We start from the raw sequence: 17867 nt of genomic DNA, 5'->3' as shown, positions 1-17867 counted from the left end.
TATGAGCGATGCAACCTACGCCGGCGCCGTGATCATGGAGGTTAACGGCCGCGATATCGAGATCATCAGCATCAAGCCGCAAACCACCACCGGCCGAAAACCCGTAAAAACCATGAACCGCGCCGGCCGCGTGCTGGGCTACGCCGACGGCGTGACCGAGCACAAACTGAGCGTGACTGCCGCCATCCCGATTGACGGCACCGCCATCGATTGGGATAACATCACCAAGGCCAAAATTACCATCTACCCCATCAACAAAGAGGACAAGCGCGTGTCGTATATCGATTGCTTTACGATCGAGACCAGCGAGCAGTACGAGGCCGATAACGAGGCGCGCATCGATATTGAGATGGGCGCCTTGGATAAAGTAGTGGAGTAAGCGTATGCACACATTTGATCTGACATGGGGCCTGCCCCATAACGGCCGCACCTGCCGCCGTGCCGTGCTCCGCCCACTGACCATCGGCGGCGAGCTGGCCGCCATCGCCGAAATCGACGAGCTGCCGCCTTTGGCCGACGATGCTGCCGCGAGCGCCCAAACCGAGCGCGGCGTGCGTGAAACGCTGATTTACTGGTCGCACCAAATCAGCATCGAGGGCGTGCCGCCTGATGTGCTGACCGCCGATTATCTGATGGATAATCTGGTGAGCGAGGATTACAAGCAAATCCTCGGCGAAATGGCGATACTGGTAAAAAAATCCACCGCCGCTTCGGACGGCCACGCGCCGGACGAAACGGCGGCGCAAGCGGAAACTGGCGCTTAAGCCATAAAAACTACCGGCAGTCGGTGATTCTGATGGCCAAAGCCGGCATCGGCGCGGCCGAAGTGCGGGAAATGTGCCATGCCGAGCTGGCGGCCTGGTTTGACGATATCCTGCAGAGCCTTGGGGTTAAGCGGCCGTCAGCCGGCGGCGAGGGCATGATTATTTCCCGCCGTCAGTCCAAGCCGCAGGATTAGGCCGTCTGAAAAATGATTTGGCTTTGGCCTTGATCTTGGGCGCGTGCGACGGCCAGTCGGCGCGGATAATAAACAGTTGTCGGCATCAAAAGGGATGTAGGGGCTGAAACCCTTTAAATCCTGTTTCAGACGGCCTTTAAGCCATAATTAACCGTGAGTTAATGTGAGCTTAGAGGCCGATTTTTTATGTCTAGTGCAAATATGAAGCTGGTTCTGTCCCTGACCGGACGGGATGACGGCGCAGTCAAGTTGTTGCGCGAAACCGAGCGGCAGCTGCTTAAAAGCAAACTGTCCCGCGAGCAGTTGGCGCGCAGCAACCGACCTTATGAGGCGGCTGGCATCCGCTCGGAGCGGGCGATCCAGCGCGAAATTTTACAAACGCAGGCGGCATTCCGCCGTTTGGCGCGCAGCGGCACGGCCTCGCAAAATGATTTGCAGCGCGCGGCGGTGGCCACTAAAAACCGTATCCGCGAGCTGACCGCCGAACTGAATCAGGGAATTGAGGCGCAAGGCCGCTGGGGCAAGGGCTTGCAGGCGGTCGGCCGTGTCGGTGCCGGCGTGCTTGCCGGCAGTATGGCGGCTTACGGCGTGCTTAAGCCGGCAATGGATGACAAAAAGCAGGTCAACGCCAATATCAACCAAGTGGCACGCCAGGCGTTTATCGAGGATGAGAGCAAATCTGCCGAGTGGATTGCCACGCAGGGCGCGGAGCAAGTTAAGAGTCTGGCCTTAGAGCTGATCCGGGCCAATGGCGGTAATCACGATTCGGCGCTGGGTATGATTAGCGCCATGATGACCAACGGCATGAGTTTTAATGAGGTTAAGTCTGACGCGCAAACCTCTTATGCTGCCATGATGGCCGCCAGCGAAAACGGCCAATACAACCCCGACGACACCGCGAAAATCATGAAAGTGTTTAAGGATGCGGGGTTTAACGGCAAAGATTTGGGATTGGCCTTTGAAAAGGCTTTGCAGTCTGGCTTGGACGGCAACTTTGAAATTGCCGATATGGTGCGCGAGTTACCTGCTCTGCTGCCGATGGCGCAGCAGGCCGGCCTGACGGGGATGCAGGGATTGGAGTATCTGCTGGCGATGCTGCAGTCGTCGGCCAATAAATCGGGCAGCACCGGCGAGGCGGCAACGGATGTCCGTAATGCGCTGAGTAAAACCTTGTCGGCGGATACTGTGAAACGGCTGAAGGATCTGGAAAATCCCAACAGCCCCGGCAAGGGTATTGATTGGGAGGGATCGGTTTTAAGGGGTAAGGCCAACGGCGAAAACGCGGTGCAGGTGCTGACCCGTCTTGTTGATCAAATGTTGGCCAAAGACCAAGAGTTTGCCGCCTACAAGGCTAAAGCCGATGCCGGCGATAAAACCGCTCTCGACCAAATGAACATCATGCGCGGCTTTGTGCTGTCTAAAGTCATGCCCGACCTGCAGGCCAAAAACGGCCTGCTGGCTGCCTCCGATAAGGAGCAGATGGATATCTACATGAAATCTCTGGCTGGCGTTACCCCCGATAACGGCAAGGTCGACCGGCTCAACGAAGCGCGGATGATGACCGATGCGGCGCAGCAGGAGCGGGATAAGTCCATCGCCATGCTGACGGAGAGTATGACTGAGCCGCTGATCGCGTTTGAGACCGGTATCGCCGGGCTGTCCGCCGAATTTCCGAATACCACCCTGGCCTTGCAGGCGCTGGCGGCGGCGGCAACGGCTGCGGCCGTGGCGCAGGGCGCCATGGCCGTTTTATCGCGCGGCGGCGGTAAGGGTGTGGCCGGTGCGGTGAGTGCCGGTGCGGCGGGGGTCGGCCGTGCGGCGGCGGGTGCGGGTAAGCTTGCCGGCCGTGCCGCGCCGGTGTTGGCGGTGGGCATGGGTGTGCTGGATGCCGTCAATATTGAGCGGCGCAGCGATTTGAGCCGCGCCGAGAAGAATGCCGCGCAGGTGAGCAATGCCGGCGAGACCGGCGGCGGTTTGGCCGGTGCGCTGGCGGGCGGCAAGTTGGGTGCGATGATCGGCACGGCCATTGCGCCGGGTATTGGCACGGCGGTGGGTGCGGCTTTGGGCAGTATCGGCGGTGGGTTGCTCGGCACCTTTGCCGGCGGCTGGCTGGCCGGCAAGATCAACGGCGCCGGTGAGTCGGCGCGCAACCGGGTGCCCGAGGCGGCCAAGCCGGCTCCGCTGCAGCCTGCGGCCAAGCCTGCGCCTTTGGCGGCGGCCGCGCCTCCCGCCCCGCCGAAAGCGGTGGAGCCGCCGGAAAAACTCACGCCGGTTATCGCGGCGCAGACCACCGCCTACCAAACAGCCATTACCGCGCAAACGGCGCAATACCAAGCGGCGGTGGCGGCCGATACCGCGGCGGTAACGTCTGCGCTCTCCGCCATCAACGGCGTTTTGGCCGAGTTGAATCAAACCATCAACAACAATATGACGGTGCACCTTGATGGTCGTGTGATTGCCAACGAGGTATCCCGCCATCAGGTGGCCATGTTTGGCCGGGGAGCGGCGCAATGAGCAGTTGGCATACGATTTTACAAGACGCTTCTTACAAGGGCGTCGGCTTTGAGGTGATGGCGCTCGACGAGAGCAACGGCAAGGCGCTGGTCGAGCACGCGCGGGCGTTTACCCAGGGTGTCGAGTTGGAGGATATGGGCACCAGCGGCCGCCAGGTGCAGGTGTCGGCGGTGTTTTACGGCAAGCAATACAGCAGCCGTCTGCTGCGGCTGCTGGAGGCACTCGAAGAGCCGGGCGCCGGGGTGTTGGTGCATCCGGTTTGGGGGCGCCTGAACAATATGCTGGCCGCGTCGTGGAGCTACCGCCATGACGCGGAAAACGTGGATTACGCCACCATCGATGTGACCTTTCGCGAGGCGGCCGAAGCGCAAAAAATCTTTGTTTTTGAAAACCATTTTCTGATGGCGCTCGAGCGGCTGATTGCGCGGATCGATGCCTACCGCATGGCGGCGGTGGGGATGATTGATGCGCTGCTGGCCATGCGCCAGGGGTGCTCTGCGCTGTGGGGGAGCGCTTTGGGCTTGTGGAGCACGCTGCGCGGTGTGTTTGCGGCGGTGCGCCAGTTGTTGCAGGCGGATGCACGGCAATATCCCGATCATGCCGCAGGAGTTTACCGCTCGGAGAATTTTGCCGCCGATGCGGCGGCGGTGTTTGCCGATTTGGAGCGGATGTGCCGCGCGGGGATTGCGGCGACGGCCGCCGTGCAGGCCGACGGAGTGGCGCAGGCCGACAGCCGCAGCGTGCGTCTGCGCTTTGATGCGGCCTTGGATTTGGTTGATGCGCTGTCTGAACTGCCGCGTCAGGTGCTGGCTGGCAGCAATACTGCCCTGCGGCTGCAGCGCATCACTTATGCCCAGTCGCAGGCGGTGGCGCAGATGCTGCGTTTGTGCACACTGTCGTCGCTAATTTCGGTTGGCCAAATCCTGATTGAGACCTACGGCGAGGAGATGACGGCGCCGGAGTTAATGTATATCAACCGCGTTTTGCGCCAACGGGTGCAGCGCGAGATTGATGCGCTGCGCCAGTCGCTCGCCGCAGCCCGTGCCGTGTCGGCGGCCGAGGCCGATAGGCTGTATCCCTTGGTGCACCAATGCAGCGAGACTTTACGCGAGTGTGCCGGCCAGGTTAACGAGTTGGTGCGTGCGGCGATCAACCGTAAGCCGCCGCTGATTGTGCGGCCGTCGCCGTTATCGGGCACAGTGCATCAGTTGGCGTTTGCGCTTTATGGCGACATCGGCCGCGCGCCGGAATTGGTGCGCCTCAATCCGCATATCACGCATCCGTCGTTTATCCGACAAGGAGTATTGATTAATGGCTACGCACGATAAGCCCTATCCCTACGGCAACACAGTGGTGGTGCGGATTGGCGGTCAGGAGCACCGCGACTGGCTCTCTTACGATATAGACAGCGATTTTTTGATCCCTGCCGATGGCTTTGATTTTGAGTTGGGCCTGCCTGAGGGGCAGGAGGTGCCGGATTTGAGCGGCGAGCAATGCGAGGTGGTGGTCAACGGCGAGACGGTATTGACCGGCATTATCGGCAGCCAGCACCACGACAAAAGCAAAGGCAGTCGCAGCCTGCGCCTGAGCGGCCGCGATTTGGCCGGCCTGCTGGTGGATTGCTCCGCACCGCAGCTTAATGTTAAGGGCATGACGGTGCTGGATGCGGCCAAAAAGCTGGTCGAGCCGTGGCCGCAGATCAAGCAGGTGGTGCTGCGCGCGGAAAAAAACGACACGCTGGATAAGATCGATATCGAGCCGGGCGAGAGTGTGTGGCAGGCACTCACCCATTTGGCTAACTCGGTCGGCCTGCATCCTTGGATGGAGCCGGACGGCACCTTGGTGGTCGGCGGCGCGGATTATGCCGGCGAGCCTGTGGCCACCTTGTGCTGGAGCCGTCATGACAAGCGGCGCAATGTGGAGCGTGTCAGCATTGAGCGCGACAGCGACAACCGCTACAGTGAGGTTACCTTTTTGGCGCAGTCCCACGGCCGCAGCGGCAACAGTGCCAAGCACGATCTCAAATGGGTGCATACCGACCCGACCATGACCCTGCATAAGCCCAAAACGGTGGTGGTGTCGGATGCCGATAATCTGGATGCGCTGCAGCGACAGGCCAAAAAGCAGTTGGCCGATTGGCGGCTGGAGGGCTTTACGCTCAACATCACGGTGGGCGATCACAAAACCGATTCCGGTAAGCTGTGGCAGCCCGGTCAGCGCGTGCACGTGATCGATGAGGAGGACGGCATTGATGCCATCTACTATCTGATGGGGCGGCGCTTTAATTTAAGCCGCTCGGGCGGCACTACCACCGAGCTGCGGCTCAAAGAGGACGGTGTGTGGACGCCCGATGCCTACCCCAAAAAAGCCGAGGCCGCCAGACGGCGCACCGGCCGCAAAAAAGGCGTAACCGACAAGCGCAAAACGGGCGGCCGCGCCAAATCACCGGCCCGCAAAACCAGAGAAACGGCGGTGTTTGAATGAGTTTGAGCAAGTTGGCTAAAAAGACCAAAGCCGTGGCCGCCGGGGTGGGCGATGCGGTAAGGCAGGCATTTCGCGGCAAAATCGCCTTGGTATCGGCGGGCGAGCCGGTGCAGCGCGTGCAGTTGAGTGCGCTGGCCGACGAGACGCTGCAAGATGTGGAGCACCTGCAGCAATTCGGCTTTACCAGCCACCCGCCGGAGGGCACGGAGGCCGTGATTATCCCCTTGGGCGGCGCGACCTCGCACGGCGTGATTGTTGCCACCGAGCACGGCAACTACCGCGTCAAGGGTTTGGCGGGAGGCGAAGTGGCGGTGTACGACCAGTCGGGCAGCAGCATCACGCTCAAGCAGGGGCGGCTTATTAAGATCGATTGCGACAAGCTGGAGATCGCCGCGCCGGGCGGTGTGAAGATTGACGCGCCAAATGTCCAATGCACGGCGCAGCTGACCGCCCAAGGTCAGATCAACGGCAACGGCGGCATGGCCGTGCAAGGCGGCAGCGGTGCGAAATTTACCGGCGCTATCGAGCACACCGGCGATTTTGCCAACAAGGGCAAAATCAGCAACAACGGTGTGGACATCGGTGCCGGCCACAAACACAGCGAGACCAACGGCGCGGAAACCGGCGGAGTTGTCGGGTAGTTGTTTGGCCGTTTGCAGGCAGCCTTAGGGCTGCTTTTTTTGCGCCTGTTTTCAGACGGCCTAAGGGTGTGAAGCGCGTACTCTTCGGGCGGCCGCCTGAAAAACGCAACAATCGCGTTATGGATAAAGAGTTAAACCCGCTCACTGGCGATTACACCGGCCGCACCATCGATACCCTGCAAAACGCCGTCTATATCCGGCTGCGCACCCCTTTAGGCACTTGGTGGGCAGATCGTACCGTCGGCTCGCTGCTGCATTTGCTCGAGCGCGAAAAAGACGTGGCGCGGGTGGCGCAGCTGGCCGAGCAGTATGCGCAAGAGGCTTTACAGCCGATTGTCGACAGCGGCCGCGCCGAGCGCATCGATGTGGCGGCGGAGCAGCCGCACAACGGCAGCCTGATACTGCGCATCCGCGTGCAGACGGCCGCCGGCGGGTTTGACTACCGGCACAAAGTGCCTGTGATTTAAAGGTGGTTTAAAGATGTTTCAAACGCCGACTTTTGAGGAGATCCGCGAGGCGATTTTGCGTGATACGCGCTCGCTTGATCCGACGGCCGACACCAGCGCCGACAGCGACCATTTTGTGCACGCGAGCCGATTGGCCAGCTGCGCTGTCGGCCAGTATGCCCATCAGGTTTGGGTGGTTCGCCAGATTTTCCCCGACACGGCCGATACCGAGTATCTCGAGCGCCACGCATCCTTGCGCGGCCTGCGCCGCCGCAGCCCAACCACGGCCGCAGGCGTGGCCGTGTTGTTTGGTAATGGCGGTGCCCAAGTGCCGGCCGGGCTGCAAATCAAGCAAGGCAACCGTTTTTACCGCACCACTGCCGCCGGTCAAATAGCGGGAGACGGCCAAGTCAGTGTAGCCATTACCGCCGATGACGCCGGCGAATCCTACAACGTAAGCGATGCATCGGCGCAGCTGATGGCACCGCCTGCCGGCGTGTCGGCCGACTGCCGCATCAGCGCGGCGGGCGGAACCGATGCCGAGAGCGATGCCTCGCTTTTGGCGCGCCTGCTGGAGATCATCCGCCGCCCGCCCGCCGGCGGCAACCGCCACGACTACAAAAACTGGGCGCTCAGCGTGGACGGCGTGACCAGCGCCTATGTTTACCCGCTGCGGCGGGGACTGGGGACGGTCGATATCGCCATCACATCCGCCGGCGGCGTGCCGAGTGATGAGATTGTGCAGGCGGTGCAGGCCTATATCGACGAGATGCGGCCGGTAACTGCCAAAAGCAGCCTGGTGCTCAAGCCTGATGTCACAAACGTGCCGGTGGCCGTGCAGGTTAAGGTTGATGGTATGGATTTGCAGGAGGCGCAAAGCCGCATCGAGGCGGCGCTGCTTGAGTATTTTGATGCCTTGATCCCCGGAGACGGCCTGATTGTGTCGCAGATCGAGGCGGTGATTAGCAATGTGGGCAATATTACCGACCGCCGTGTGTCCAGCCCGTCGGCCAACCGCGATGCCGATACGGTCAGCCGTATCGAGTGGTTTAAGCTCGGCCGCGTTACCGTGAGTCTGATGTGATGGATTACACCCAAACCCTACTGGGCTTGCTGCCGCCCGTGTCTTATGCGCCCAATGCCGGCCGCGTGCGCTCGCAGGCGCAAACCGACGGCCGCGTGCTTAATGCGGTGGCCGAGTCGGCCGCGCAGACGCTGGGTGCGGCTGATCCGCGCACGGCAGGTAATGCCCTGGCCGACTGGGAGCGCGTGCTCGGCCTGGACGGCACGGGCAAGCCCTATCAGCAGCGGCTGGCCGAGGTGCTGGCCAAGATCAACGCTACCGGCGGCTTGAGTATCCCGTACTTTATCCGCCTGGCCGAGGCGGCCGGCTACCGCATCAGCATTGAGGAGCCGCAGCCCTTTCGGGCGGGCGAAAACCGCGCCGGTGACCGCATCGCGCCCGAAGACATTATCTGGTCGTGGCGGGTCAATGTTGAGGGCAATAGCCAACAGGTTTGGCTGTTCCGCGCCGGCGCATCGGCCGCAGGCGGGCGGCTGTCGGAATACGCCGATGCGGTGATTGAGAGCATTTTTGAGGATTTAAAACCCGCCCACACCTGGGTGGGCTTTGCATACGGAGCAGACAATGCGTGAGATTAATACCCAAGACAAGCGCTTTATTGACGGCAACGGCCGCGACGTATTGGGCACGGTGGTAACGGCCGATTGGCTCAATGCCGTGCAGGACGAGCTGACCGGTCTGGTGCGCGGCTTCGGCGCGCAGGTTGCGCCGGGCACGCCGAATCAGATCTATCAACTGGTCAGCACGGCGCTTAATTCGATGGCCAGCAACAGAGTCATCATCAATGCCGGTAGCGGCATAATCGGCGGCGGGGATTTGACGAGCAGCCGTATGCTGTCGCTGGGCATACCCTCGACCTTGACCGACAAGACAACCAACGCCACTACGAGCAACTCCCACACGCATGAGTTGGCCCGGGCCAGTACGACGGCGGCGGGTATTGTGCGTCTTAACGATACACTCACGAGCACGGCCACCGATCAGGCGCTGACGGCGGCGCAGGGCAAGGCGCTTAATGAGGCCAAGCTTAACGTCGGCGCGCTCAAGTACACTCATAAAGCCGTGCCTGGCGCCGCGACTGTTTACACATTGGATTTTGGCAACAAGCAAAGCCTGATCGATTTGATGGGCAGCGATTATGTAGGCTACGGCCATTTTGAGACCACCCTGCACAACTCATCGACAAGTCACACCCTTATAAACGCACCGCTTGACGGCGTGCGGAGCGCCCTGCATCTCACGCTGTATTTGATGGGCGCCCACTCATTTATGGAGGTCGTCTATTTATCGTCCGGGCGCCGCTTTTATTCGATTTTTAATTTTGGGCAGGAGTCTTGGGCTCCTGCGTGGATCGAGCTTATCAGCACACGTCGTCTGACCGATGCGGCCAACGTTGACGACTCGACCATCGCGGCATCGGCCCGCGCGCTTAAGCTGGTGGCCGATGGCGCGGCGTCAGCCAGCACCGTCATCACTGCCGGTAACGGCTTAACCGGCGGCGGCACTCTGGGCGCCAACCGTACCATCACTCTCGGCACACCCGGCACCATCACCGGCACAACTGGCAACACCACCACTACTACCAGTCACACCCACGCCATTCAGTGGGCGACGACCGGCGTGGCCGGCGTTGTCCAGCTCTCCACCGCCACCAACTCGACCGCCACCAACATGGCGGCCACGCCCTCGGCGGTTAAGGCCGCTTACGACCAGGCGGCGGCCAAAGTGACCAACTTAAGCAACGGCACCAATGCGCTCGGCATGCGCTGGGACAACTCGCGCATTTTTGTGCGCGTGGACAACACTGATTTCCCGGTTGCCACAACCGCCGATGTGGCGGCCGCAATGCCGCCTGGCACGGTCATTTATTTTGCGGGTCTTGTGCCGCCTAACGGTTTCCTTAAGTGCAACGGCGCACAGGTATCGCGTGCCACCTATGCCGGCATCTTTGCCGCCATCGGTACCACCTACGGTGCGGGAAACGGCTCAACAACTTTTAACCTGCCCGACCTGCGGGGCGAGTTTATTCGGGGCTACGACGACGGGCGTACCGTGGACAACGGGCGCGTACTGGGTAGCTGGCAAGCAGATGAGCTGCGCTGGCATGACCACATTTACCGCCGTGGGCACCTGTCCAATTCGGTCGCCTGGGAGCGTGTGGAGGCCAGCCGCGACAGAAGCGCATCGCTGTATGACGGCGACGGCCGTTTTGACGACCCCGGCGATCGGGTATCTACGGCGGCGTTCGGCGGCGTCGAAACCCGCCCCCGCAACCTCGCCTTACTCGCCTGTATCAAAATTTAAGGCAGTCTGAAAATCATCAAATTAAAGGATAAAAAATGACACAAATCCAATGGACTAAACCCGTCTGCCAGCTGGATGCAGACGGTCTGTATCTCGGCCCGGCCGAGGCGGATCTTGACGTGCACGCCCGCGACGGCAGCTACTTGGTACCCGGCGGCTGCATCGACACCGCCCCGCCCGAGCCGCGCGACGGCCACGCCGCCCGCTGGACGGGCGAGGCTTGGGAATACATCCCTGATCACCGCGGCAAAACCGCCTACAACATTAATGACGGCAGCGCCGTGCAGATTGAGAGCGTGGGCGAGCTGCCCGCCGAGCTGACCCTTGACCCGCGTCCGAGCGAGGCGCATGAGTGGCGCAAAGGTAGATGGACGCTCAATCAGGCCAAAGCCGCCGAGCTGGCCGCCGCCGAGCTGGAGCAGGCCAAGCGCGACAAACTGCTGGCTCTGAACCAGTCCGCGCAAGACTACATTAATGCCGTCGCTGGCATCGATCTGCTGCCGGACTTTGAGGTGCGCACATGGACTTTGCAGGCGCTCGAGGCCAAAGCCTGGGCGGCCGACCCCAATGCTCCCACACCAACCTTGGACACCATTTCCGCCGCCCGCTCCATCCCTGCTGACATCCTGAAACAAAAAGCGCTTGAAAAAGCGCTGGCTTTTGAGCAACTCACGGCAACGGTAGTCGGTTTCAGACAGGCTATTGAGTCGCAGATCAAGCAAGCGGAAGACATGGACCAGCTGGCGGCGATTGAGTTTGCATTCGGCGGCCGTTAAAGGGGGCTTTATGGTGCGTATTTTCGTTGCTTTTTACCGTGGCCGTAAGAGCGGTTACAGCCCTCAATCGCTACTGTATCGCAGCATCGATTGGCTGATCCGCCGCGCAACGCGCGGCCAGTACAGCCATTGCGAGATCGCCGTTTCTCAAGCCAACGGCCGCTTTATGTGTTATTCCGCCAGCCTGCGCGACGGCGGTGTACGGCGTAAAGCCATGGCGCTACCCACTGATAAATGGGACTTGGTGCCCATTTCAGGCGATCTGCTGCCGTGGGTGGAGGAGTTCTACCGGCACACCCAAGGCCAGCCATACGACCTTGGGGGCGCATTGGGCGTCGTTATCCCGGTGCACCAGCGCCTTAACAAGTGGTTTTGCTCGGAGTGGGTCGGCCACGCTCTAGGGGTTTCCGAGTCGCATCAACTGAGCCCCAACACCTTATTTTCGCGCATCGCGCCCGACCCATAAATGACAAGGCTGCCGGAGTTCTCTCGGCAGCCTTTTTTATGTGGGTTTGAGCAGTATTTAAATTATGTTTAAATACTGATTCGCGGCGCAAAAGCTAATGTCCAATGGTGCAAAAGTTAGCGGCGCGTTACACTTTCGGTTTATTTAATTCAAGTTATTTAACGGATGCGTTCAGCTGTCGCGTCCCAGCAGACGGTTGGTTGCAGAGCGTGCCTGCTCGCGGATATCGTCGGTAAGGTAGGCTTTCATTTGGCTGTACACCAGGGTAATCACGGCGATGTCGTCGCTGAAGCCCAAGGGACCGAGCAGGTCGGGAATGCTGTCGATGGGGCTGAAAAAGTAAACCAGCGCGCCCAGCACAATCATTTTGGCGCGTTTGGGGGGGTGCGGCGATTTCCACAAATAATACAGTGCGTAAAGCTGGCGGACGACGGGTGCGCCCAAGCGTCCGGCAAAGCGGGCGAGCTTGCGTAAAAAGCCGGGTTCGTCCAGCTTTTTGCGGCGGAATTTGGGAATGAACTCTTCGGGAGACGGGCGTTCGTTATCGGTCATGCCAAGCCTTTCGGTCGGGAAAAATGTTGCGGGAAAGGGTCAAACAATCACAAGGGAATACGCCGCCAGTATAGGGTCGAAATATGAAAAGAAACGTCAGTATTGTGCAGTTTCATGCAATCCGGCCGTCTGAAAAATACGCTGCCGTTTTCATACGGCCTGTTGCGGACGGAGCAGGGTGATGACGGCTTGCCGCACGGTTTCATTCATCAGCCGTCAGGCGCAAAAGCGCGGATTTCGGGCATATCGCGCTATCGGCGTGCTGTGCTTGGGTAGGGATTGTTGCGTTTACGCACGCGGGCGCGTGTTGACAGTTTAGGCCGTCTGAAAACGGGCGCTTATGCCCCACGGCGGCTTTTTAATATGGAAACGATGCCGGTGTGCGGGGAAAGATGCGGTTTTATCTGTTTGTATTTTATATATTTTAACGGATTGCATCGGCAGCGGCGGTATAAATGAAGCGGCGGGGCGGGGCGGCGGCTACTGCGACTTTTGTAAAAATTTATTAGATTGTTGACGGATTGGGCTGTTCAGAAGGGCGTAAAGCGTGTAAATTATAGGGTGTAATTCGGTGTAGCCGTATGCCGCGCCGGTTTTGAGAAGAAAATAATGACAGAGGAACAGACTTATGGCTGCCAAAGCACGTCCAGTCCATTTGGATCTGACCAAGATCCGCCAGCCGATTCCGGCTATTGTCTCCATTCTGCACCGTATCAGCGGTGTGCTGCTGTTCATCGCCCTGCCGCTGCTGCTGGGCTTGCTCGCCGCCTCTTTAGACCGCGAGTCGGTGTTTGAATCTTATCTGCAATTCATTGCCAATCCGATTGTGAAGCTCGGCCTGATTGTTCTGCTGTGGGCGTTTCTGCACCATGCGTGTGCGGGTACGCGCTTCCTGTTTTTGGACGCGCACAAAGGTTTGGATTTGAAAACCGCGCGTCTGACGGCCAAAATCGTATTGGCCTGTTCGCTGACTTTGACCGTAGTGATTGGAGCATTGTTATGGTAGATCGTAAATTGGCCGGTGCCCATTACGGCTTGAAGGACTGGGCTGCGCAACGCGTTACCGCAGTGGTGATGCTGGTTTATACCGTTGCTTTGGTGGTGTTCCTGCTGCTGCTGCCGAACGAACACGGCGCATGGCAGGCGTTTTGGAATAATGCGTGGGTGAAACTCTTTACCCAAATTACCTTTGTGGCGCTCTTCCTGCACGCTTGGGTCGGCATCCGCGATTTGTGGATGGACTATGTGAAGCCGTTCGGTATCCGTTTGTGTCTGCAGGCTGCAACCATCGTATGGTTGGTGGCGTGCTTGGTTTATTCTGTTAAAGTGATTTGGGGGTAAGTAGTATGGGATATCCTGTCCGTAAGTTTGATGCCGTGATTGTCGGCGGTGGTGGTGCAGGTTTGCGTGCTGCTCTCCAATTATCCAAATCCGGCTTGAATTGTGCCGTATTGTCCAAAGTCTTTCCGACCCGTTCGCACACCGTGGCGGCTCAAGGCGGTATTTCCGCTTCTTTGGGTAACGTGCAGGAAGACCGTTGGGACTGGCACATGTACGATACCGTAAAAGGTTCGGACTGGCTGGGCGACCAAGATGCGATTGAATTTATGTGCCGCGCGGCGCCGGAAGCCGTGATTGAGCTGGAACACATGGGCATGCCTTTTGACCGCGTGGAAAGCGGCAAAATCTACCAGCGTCCGTTTGGCGGCCATACTGCCGAACACGGTAAGCGCGCGGTAGAGCGTGCTTGTGCCGTGGCCGACCGTACCGGCCATGCCATGCTGCATACGCTGTACCAGCAAAACGTCCGCGCCAATACCCAATTCTTTGTGGAATGGACTGCGCTTGATTTGATTCGTAATGAAGACGGCGATGTGGTCGGCGTAACCGCGATGGAAATGGAAAGCGGCGAAGTCTATATTTTCCACGCCAAAGCAGTGTTGTTCGCCACCGGCGGCGCAGGCCGTATCTATGCTTCTTCCACCAATGCCTTTATGAATACCGGCGACGGCTTGGGTATTTGCGCCCGCGCGGGTATTCCGTTGGAAGATATGGAATTCTGGCAATTCCACCCGACCGGTGTGGCCGGTGCCGGCGTATTGATTACCGAAGGTGTGCGCGGCGAGGGCGGTATTTTGCTGAACGCCGACGGCGAGCGTTTTATGGAACGTTATGCACCGACCGTAAAAGATTTGGCTTCCCGCGACGTGGTTTCCCGTGCAATGGCGATGGAAATTTACGAAGGTCGCGGCTGCGGTAAAAACAAAGACCATGTGTTGCTGAAAATCGACCATATCGGTGCGGAAAAAATTATGGAAAAACTGCCGGGTATCCGCGAGATTTCCATTCAGTTTGCCGGTATCGACCCGATTAAAGATCCGATTCCGGTCGTGCCGACTACCCACTATATGATGGGCGGTATTCCGACTAATTACTTGGGCGAAGTGATTGTGCCGCAAGGCGATGAATATGAAGTGCCGGTTAAAGGTCTGTATGCGGCGGGCGAATGTGCCTGCGCGTCCGTACACGGTGCCAACCGTTTGGGTACGAACTCTCTGCTCGACTTGGTGGTCTTCGGTAAGTCGGCCGGCGACAGTATGATTAAGTACATCCGCGAACAAGACGGCTGGAAAGCGCTGCCGGAAAATGCCGGCGAGCTGACCCGCCAACGCTTGGAGCGTCTGGACAATCAAACCGACGGCGAGAATGTCGATGCGCTGCGCCGCGAGCTGCAACGCTCCGTACAGCTGCACGCGGGCGTATTCCGTACCGATGAGATTTTGAGCAAAGGCGTCAAAGAAGTGATGGCGATTGCCGAGCGCGTGAAGAAAACCGAAATCAAAGACAAGAGCAAGGTTTGGAATACTGCGCGTATCGAGGCTTTGGAGCTGGATAACCTGATTGAGGTAGCTAAAGCGACGTTGGTGTCTGCCGAAGCGCGTAAAGAGTCGCGCGGCGCCCATGCTTCCGACGACCACCCTGAGCGTGATGATGAAAACTGGATGAAACACACCCTGTATCATCCGCTGACCAATACGCTGACATACAAGCCGGTACACACCAAACCGTTGACCGTTGACTATATCGAGCCGGCCAAACGCGTTTACTGATATATCGGTATGTCTGTTTTCAGACGGCCTGAGTGGCATCATTCAGCAGGCCGTCTGAAAAATATCAGAACAACACATAATCTCTATCGGCAACTTTAGAATACTGATATATAAGTTGCTTGTGAGAAAGGAACACTTCTCATGGAAAAAGTAAGTTTTGAAATTTACCGCTACAATCCGGATGTCGATGACAAGCCGTATATGCAGAAATACGAGTTGGAAATCGAGCCGACCGATGTGAAGCTGCTGGATGCGCTGGTGAAACTCAAAGCGCAGGACGATACACTGTCTTTCCGCCGCTCCTGCCGCGAAGGTATCTGCGGTTCGGACGGTGTGAACATCAACGGTAAAAACGGCCTGGCCTGTTTGACCGATATTCGCGGCTTGAAGCAGCCGGTGCAAATCCGCCCGCTGCCGGGTTTGCCCGTCGTGCGCGATTTGATTGTGGATATGACCCAGTTTTTCAAACAGTATCATTCCATCAAGCCGTATGTGGTGAACGATACCCCGATTGATGCCGACAAAGAGCGTCTGCAAACCCAAGAAGAGCGCAAAGAGCTGGACGGCCTGTACGAATGTATTTTGTGTGCCTGCTGCTCGACTTCCTGCCCGTCTTTCTGGTGGAACCCCGATAAATTCGTCGGCCCGTCCGGTTTGCTGAATGCCTACCGCTTTATTGCAGACAGCCGCGATACCATCACCAACGAGCGTTTGGACAATCTGAACGACCCGTACCGTCTGTTCCGCTGCCATACCATTATGAACTGCGTCGATGTGTGTCCGAAGCACTTGAACCCGACCCGTGCAATCGGTAAGATTAAAGAAATCATGCTGAAGCGGGCTGTTTAAAAAATGATGGTATTTGATGATACTGCAAAGCGGAAAATCCGCTTTCAAACCCGCCGGGGATTGCTGGAGCTGGATTTAATCTTCGGCCGGTTTATGGAAAAAGAATTCGAGCAGCTGAATCATCAGGAATTGACCGAATTTGTCGAAATTCTTGAGTTTCAGGACCAAGAGCTGCTGGCGCTGATTAACGGCCACAAGCAGACCGAAAAAAAACACTTGGTGCCCATGCTCGAACGAATCAGGCAGGCATAAATATAAAGCAGGTATGCCCGACTTTATATTGCAGGCCGTCTGAAAACAAGACAGTGCCGCGCGGCGCCATTCCGGATGGCCGCCGTGCGGTAACGTAAAAGCCCCATTTTGCAAAGGAGCAAGAGAATGTCTAATACAGTCAAACTTCATACCTCAAACCAAGAATTGGAATTGCCGGTATTGAAAGCCAGTATCGGCCACGATGTGGTGGATATCCGCAATCTGACCAAATCCACCGGCCTGTTTTCATTCGACCCGGGCTTCGTGTCCACCGCAAGTTGCGAATCCAAAATTACCTATATCGACGGTGATGAGGGGCTGTTGTATTACCGTGGTTATCCGATTGAGCAACTGGCGGAAAAATCCGATTATCTCGAAGTATGCTATCTGCTGATTTACGGCGAGCTGCCGACTGCGGAACAGAAAAAAGAATTTGAAGACGTGGTCAGCCACCACACCATGGTGCACGAGCAGCTGACATGGTTCTTCCGCGGTTTCCGCCGCGATGCACACCCGATGGCGATGATGGTGGGTGTGGTCGGTGCATTGTCCGCCTTCTACCAAGACAGCTTGGACATTACCGATCCTGAACACCGTAAAGTTGCCATTTACCGCCTGATTTCCAAAATTCCGACGATTGCGGCCATGTGTTACCGTTACTCCAACGGTCTGCCGTTCAATTATCCGAAAAACAACCTGAATTATGCCGAAAACTTCCTGCACATGATGTTTGCCACACCGTGTGAGGAATACAAGCCGAACCCGGTATTGGCGCGCGCGCTGGACCGCATTTTCGTATTGCACGCCGACCACGAGCAAAACGCCTCTACTTCGACCGTGCGCTTGGCCGGCTCTTCAGGTGCCAATCCGTTTGCCTGTATCGCTGCGGGTATCGCCTGCTTGTGGGGCGCGTCTCACGGCGGTGCGAACGAAGCCGTGCTGAATATGCTGGACGAAATCGGCGACGTTTCCAATGTAGAAGCCTACATGGAAGGCGTGAAGCAGCGCAAATACCGCCTGATGGGCTTCGGCCACCGCGTGTACCGCAACATGGATCCGCGCGCTAACATCATGCGTGAAACCTGCTACGAAGTGCTGAAAGAATTAGGTTTGGAAGACAGCCCGAAATTCAAGCTGGCGATGGAGTTGGAGCAAATCGCGCTGAAAGACCCGTTCTTTGTTGAGCGCAAGCTGTATCCGAACGTTGATTTCTACTCCGGTATCGTGTTGTCGGCTTTGGGTATTCCGACCGAAATGTTTACCGTTATCTTCGCTTTGGCGCGCAGCGTGGGTTGGATTTCCCATTGGCACGAGATGATCGGCGATCCTTCGCTGAAAATCGGCCGTCCGCGCCAGCTTTATACCGGTGCGGAACGCCGCGATTTCGTTCCTGTTGAAAAACGATAAGATATGAACGATTGATAAAAACAA

At 58.1% G+C, this 17867-nt stretch carries 20 protein-coding genes; 19 read left to right on the top strand and 1 reads right to left on the bottom strand.

All coding sequences use genetic code 11. The features are described from left to right. The first annotated feature begins 1 nt into the window (after position 1). The 13 genes from BDE01S_RS00815 to BDE01S_RS00760 all read left to right on the top strand — a co-directional run bounded on the left by BDE01S_RS00815 (position 2) and on the right by BDE01S_RS00760 (position 11673). The gene (locus tag BDE01S_RS00815) at positions 2-379 is read left to right on the top strand and encodes a phage tail protein (RefSeq protein ID WP_066075944.1); all 378 of its coding nucleotides are present in this window, start codon (positions 2-4) and stop codon (positions 377-379) included. 4 nt (positions 380-383) lie between these two features. Continuing rightward, entirely contained in the window at positions 384-764 is a 381-nt protein-coding gene (locus BDE01S_RS00810; protein WP_066075942.1) for a hypothetical protein, read from the top strand. Positions 765-796: 32 nt separating this feature from the next. Continuing rightward, the gene (locus BDE01S_RS11400) at positions 797-958 is read left to right on the top strand and encodes a hypothetical protein (RefSeq protein ID WP_169798077.1); all 162 of its coding nucleotides are present in this window, start codon (positions 797-799) and stop codon (positions 956-958) included. Positions 959-1144: 186 nt separating this feature from the next. After that, complete coding sequence (locus BDE01S_RS00805; protein ID WP_066075935.1) at positions 1145-3472, top strand: phage tail tape measure protein; 2328 nt, start codon at positions 1145-1147, stop codon at positions 3470-3472. Beyond that, the gene (locus BDE01S_RS00800; RefSeq protein WP_066075932.1) at positions 3469-4800 is read left to right on the top strand and encodes a DNA circularization protein; all 1332 of its coding nucleotides are present in this window, start codon (positions 3469-3471) and stop codon (positions 4798-4800) included. The genes BDE01S_RS00805 and BDE01S_RS00800 overlap by 4 nt, the downstream gene beginning before the upstream one ends. Next, positions 4784-5956 (top strand): phage baseplate assembly protein, encoded by a 1173-nt coding sequence (locus tag BDE01S_RS00795; RefSeq protein ID WP_066075929.1) that lies wholly within the window; start codon positions 4784-4786, stop codon positions 5954-5956. Before BDE01S_RS00800 ends, BDE01S_RS00795 begins: the two co-directional genes overlap by 17 nt. Next, the gene (locus BDE01S_RS00790) at positions 5953-6597 is read left to right on the top strand and encodes a phage baseplate assembly protein V (protein WP_066075927.1); all 645 of its coding nucleotides are present in this window, start codon (positions 5953-5955) and stop codon (positions 6595-6597) included. Before BDE01S_RS00795 ends, BDE01S_RS00790 begins: the two co-directional genes overlap by 4 nt. Before the next feature lie 119 nt (positions 6598-6716). Then, complete coding sequence (locus BDE01S_RS00785) at positions 6717-7064, top strand: phage GP46 family protein (protein ID WP_066075924.1); 348 nt, start codon at positions 6717-6719, stop codon at positions 7062-7064. A gap of 13 nt (positions 7065-7077) precedes the next feature. Beyond that, positions 7078-8127 carry a baseplate J/gp47 family protein gene (locus BDE01S_RS00780; RefSeq protein ID WP_066075920.1) on the top strand — a complete coding sequence of 350 codons (1050 nt, stop codon included), beginning with the start codon at positions 7078-7080 and terminating at the stop codon, positions 8125-8127. Beyond that, the gene (locus BDE01S_RS00775) at positions 8127-8699 is read left to right on the top strand and encodes a YmfQ family protein (protein ID WP_066075917.1); all 573 of its coding nucleotides are present in this window, start codon (positions 8127-8129) and stop codon (positions 8697-8699) included. Before BDE01S_RS00780 ends, BDE01S_RS00775 begins: the two co-directional genes overlap by 1 nt. Then, positions 8692-10431, top strand: a complete 1740-nt coding sequence (locus BDE01S_RS11510) for a phage tail protein (RefSeq protein ID WP_066075913.1) — start codon at positions 8692-8694, stop codon at positions 10429-10431. Before BDE01S_RS00775 ends, BDE01S_RS11510 begins: the two co-directional genes overlap by 8 nt. A 35-nt stretch (positions 10432-10466) precedes the next feature. Continuing rightward, entirely contained in the window at positions 10467-11207 is a 741-nt protein-coding gene (locus BDE01S_RS00765; RefSeq protein WP_066075907.1) for an HI_1402-related protein, read from the top strand. 10 nt (positions 11208-11217) lie between these two features. After that, entirely contained in the window at positions 11218-11673 is a 456-nt protein-coding gene (locus tag BDE01S_RS00760; RefSeq protein ID WP_066075905.1) for a hypothetical protein, read from the top strand. 171 nt (positions 11674-11844) lie between these two features. Here BDE01S_RS00760 and BDE01S_RS00755 read toward each other — a convergent pair whose 3' ends face one another. Then, a complete protein-coding gene (locus BDE01S_RS00755; RefSeq protein WP_066075902.1) occupies positions 11845-12225 on the bottom strand; it encodes a YkvA family protein in 381 nt (126 codons plus the stop codon). A 628-nt stretch (positions 12226-12853) separates the two neighbouring features. On the opposite strand from BDE01S_RS00755, the gene sdhC reads away from it, so the two are divergent. The 6 genes from sdhC (at position 12854) to gltA (ending at position 17843) form a co-directional block, all read left to right on the top strand. Continuing rightward, positions 12854-13231 (top strand): succinate dehydrogenase, cytochrome b556 subunit, encoded by a 378-nt coding sequence (gene sdhC / locus BDE01S_RS00750; protein WP_066075900.1) that lies wholly within the window; start codon positions 12854-12856, stop codon positions 13229-13231. Beyond that, positions 13225-13566, top strand: a complete 342-nt coding sequence (sdhD, locus tag BDE01S_RS00745) for a succinate dehydrogenase, hydrophobic membrane anchor protein (RefSeq protein ID WP_066075897.1) — start codon at positions 13225-13227, stop codon at positions 13564-13566. The genes sdhC and sdhD overlap by 7 nt, the downstream gene beginning before the upstream one ends. A 5-nt stretch (positions 13567-13571) precedes the next feature. Next, positions 13572-15335, top strand: a complete 1764-nt coding sequence (gene sdhA, locus BDE01S_RS00740) for a succinate dehydrogenase flavoprotein subunit (RefSeq protein ID WP_066075894.1) — start codon at positions 13572-13574, stop codon at positions 15333-15335. 141 nt (positions 15336-15476) lie between these two features. Beyond that, a complete protein-coding gene (locus BDE01S_RS00735) occupies positions 15477-16184 on the top strand; it encodes a succinate dehydrogenase iron-sulfur subunit (RefSeq protein ID WP_066075891.1) in 708 nt (235 codons plus the stop codon). A gap of 3 nt (positions 16185-16187) precedes the next feature. Further along, complete coding sequence (locus BDE01S_RS00730; protein ID WP_066075888.1) at positions 16188-16436, top strand: FAD assembly factor SdhE; 249 nt, start codon at positions 16188-16190, stop codon at positions 16434-16436. Between the two features lie 126 nt (positions 16437-16562). Continuing rightward, on the top strand, positions 16563-17843 hold the full coding sequence (gene gltA / locus BDE01S_RS00725; RefSeq protein WP_066075883.1) for a citrate synthase: 1281 nt from the start codon (positions 16563-16565) through the stop codon (positions 17841-17843). The last annotated feature ends 24 nt before the right edge of the window (positions 17844-17867 follow it).

Origin of the sequence: Bergeriella denitrificans NBRC 102155 (assembly GCF_001592185.1) — a bacterium.
Classification (GTDB): domain Bacteria; phylum Pseudomonadota; class Gammaproteobacteria; order Burkholderiales; family Neisseriaceae; genus Neisseria; species Neisseria denitrificans.
This window is presented reverse-complemented; position numbering and strand designations above follow the sequence as displayed.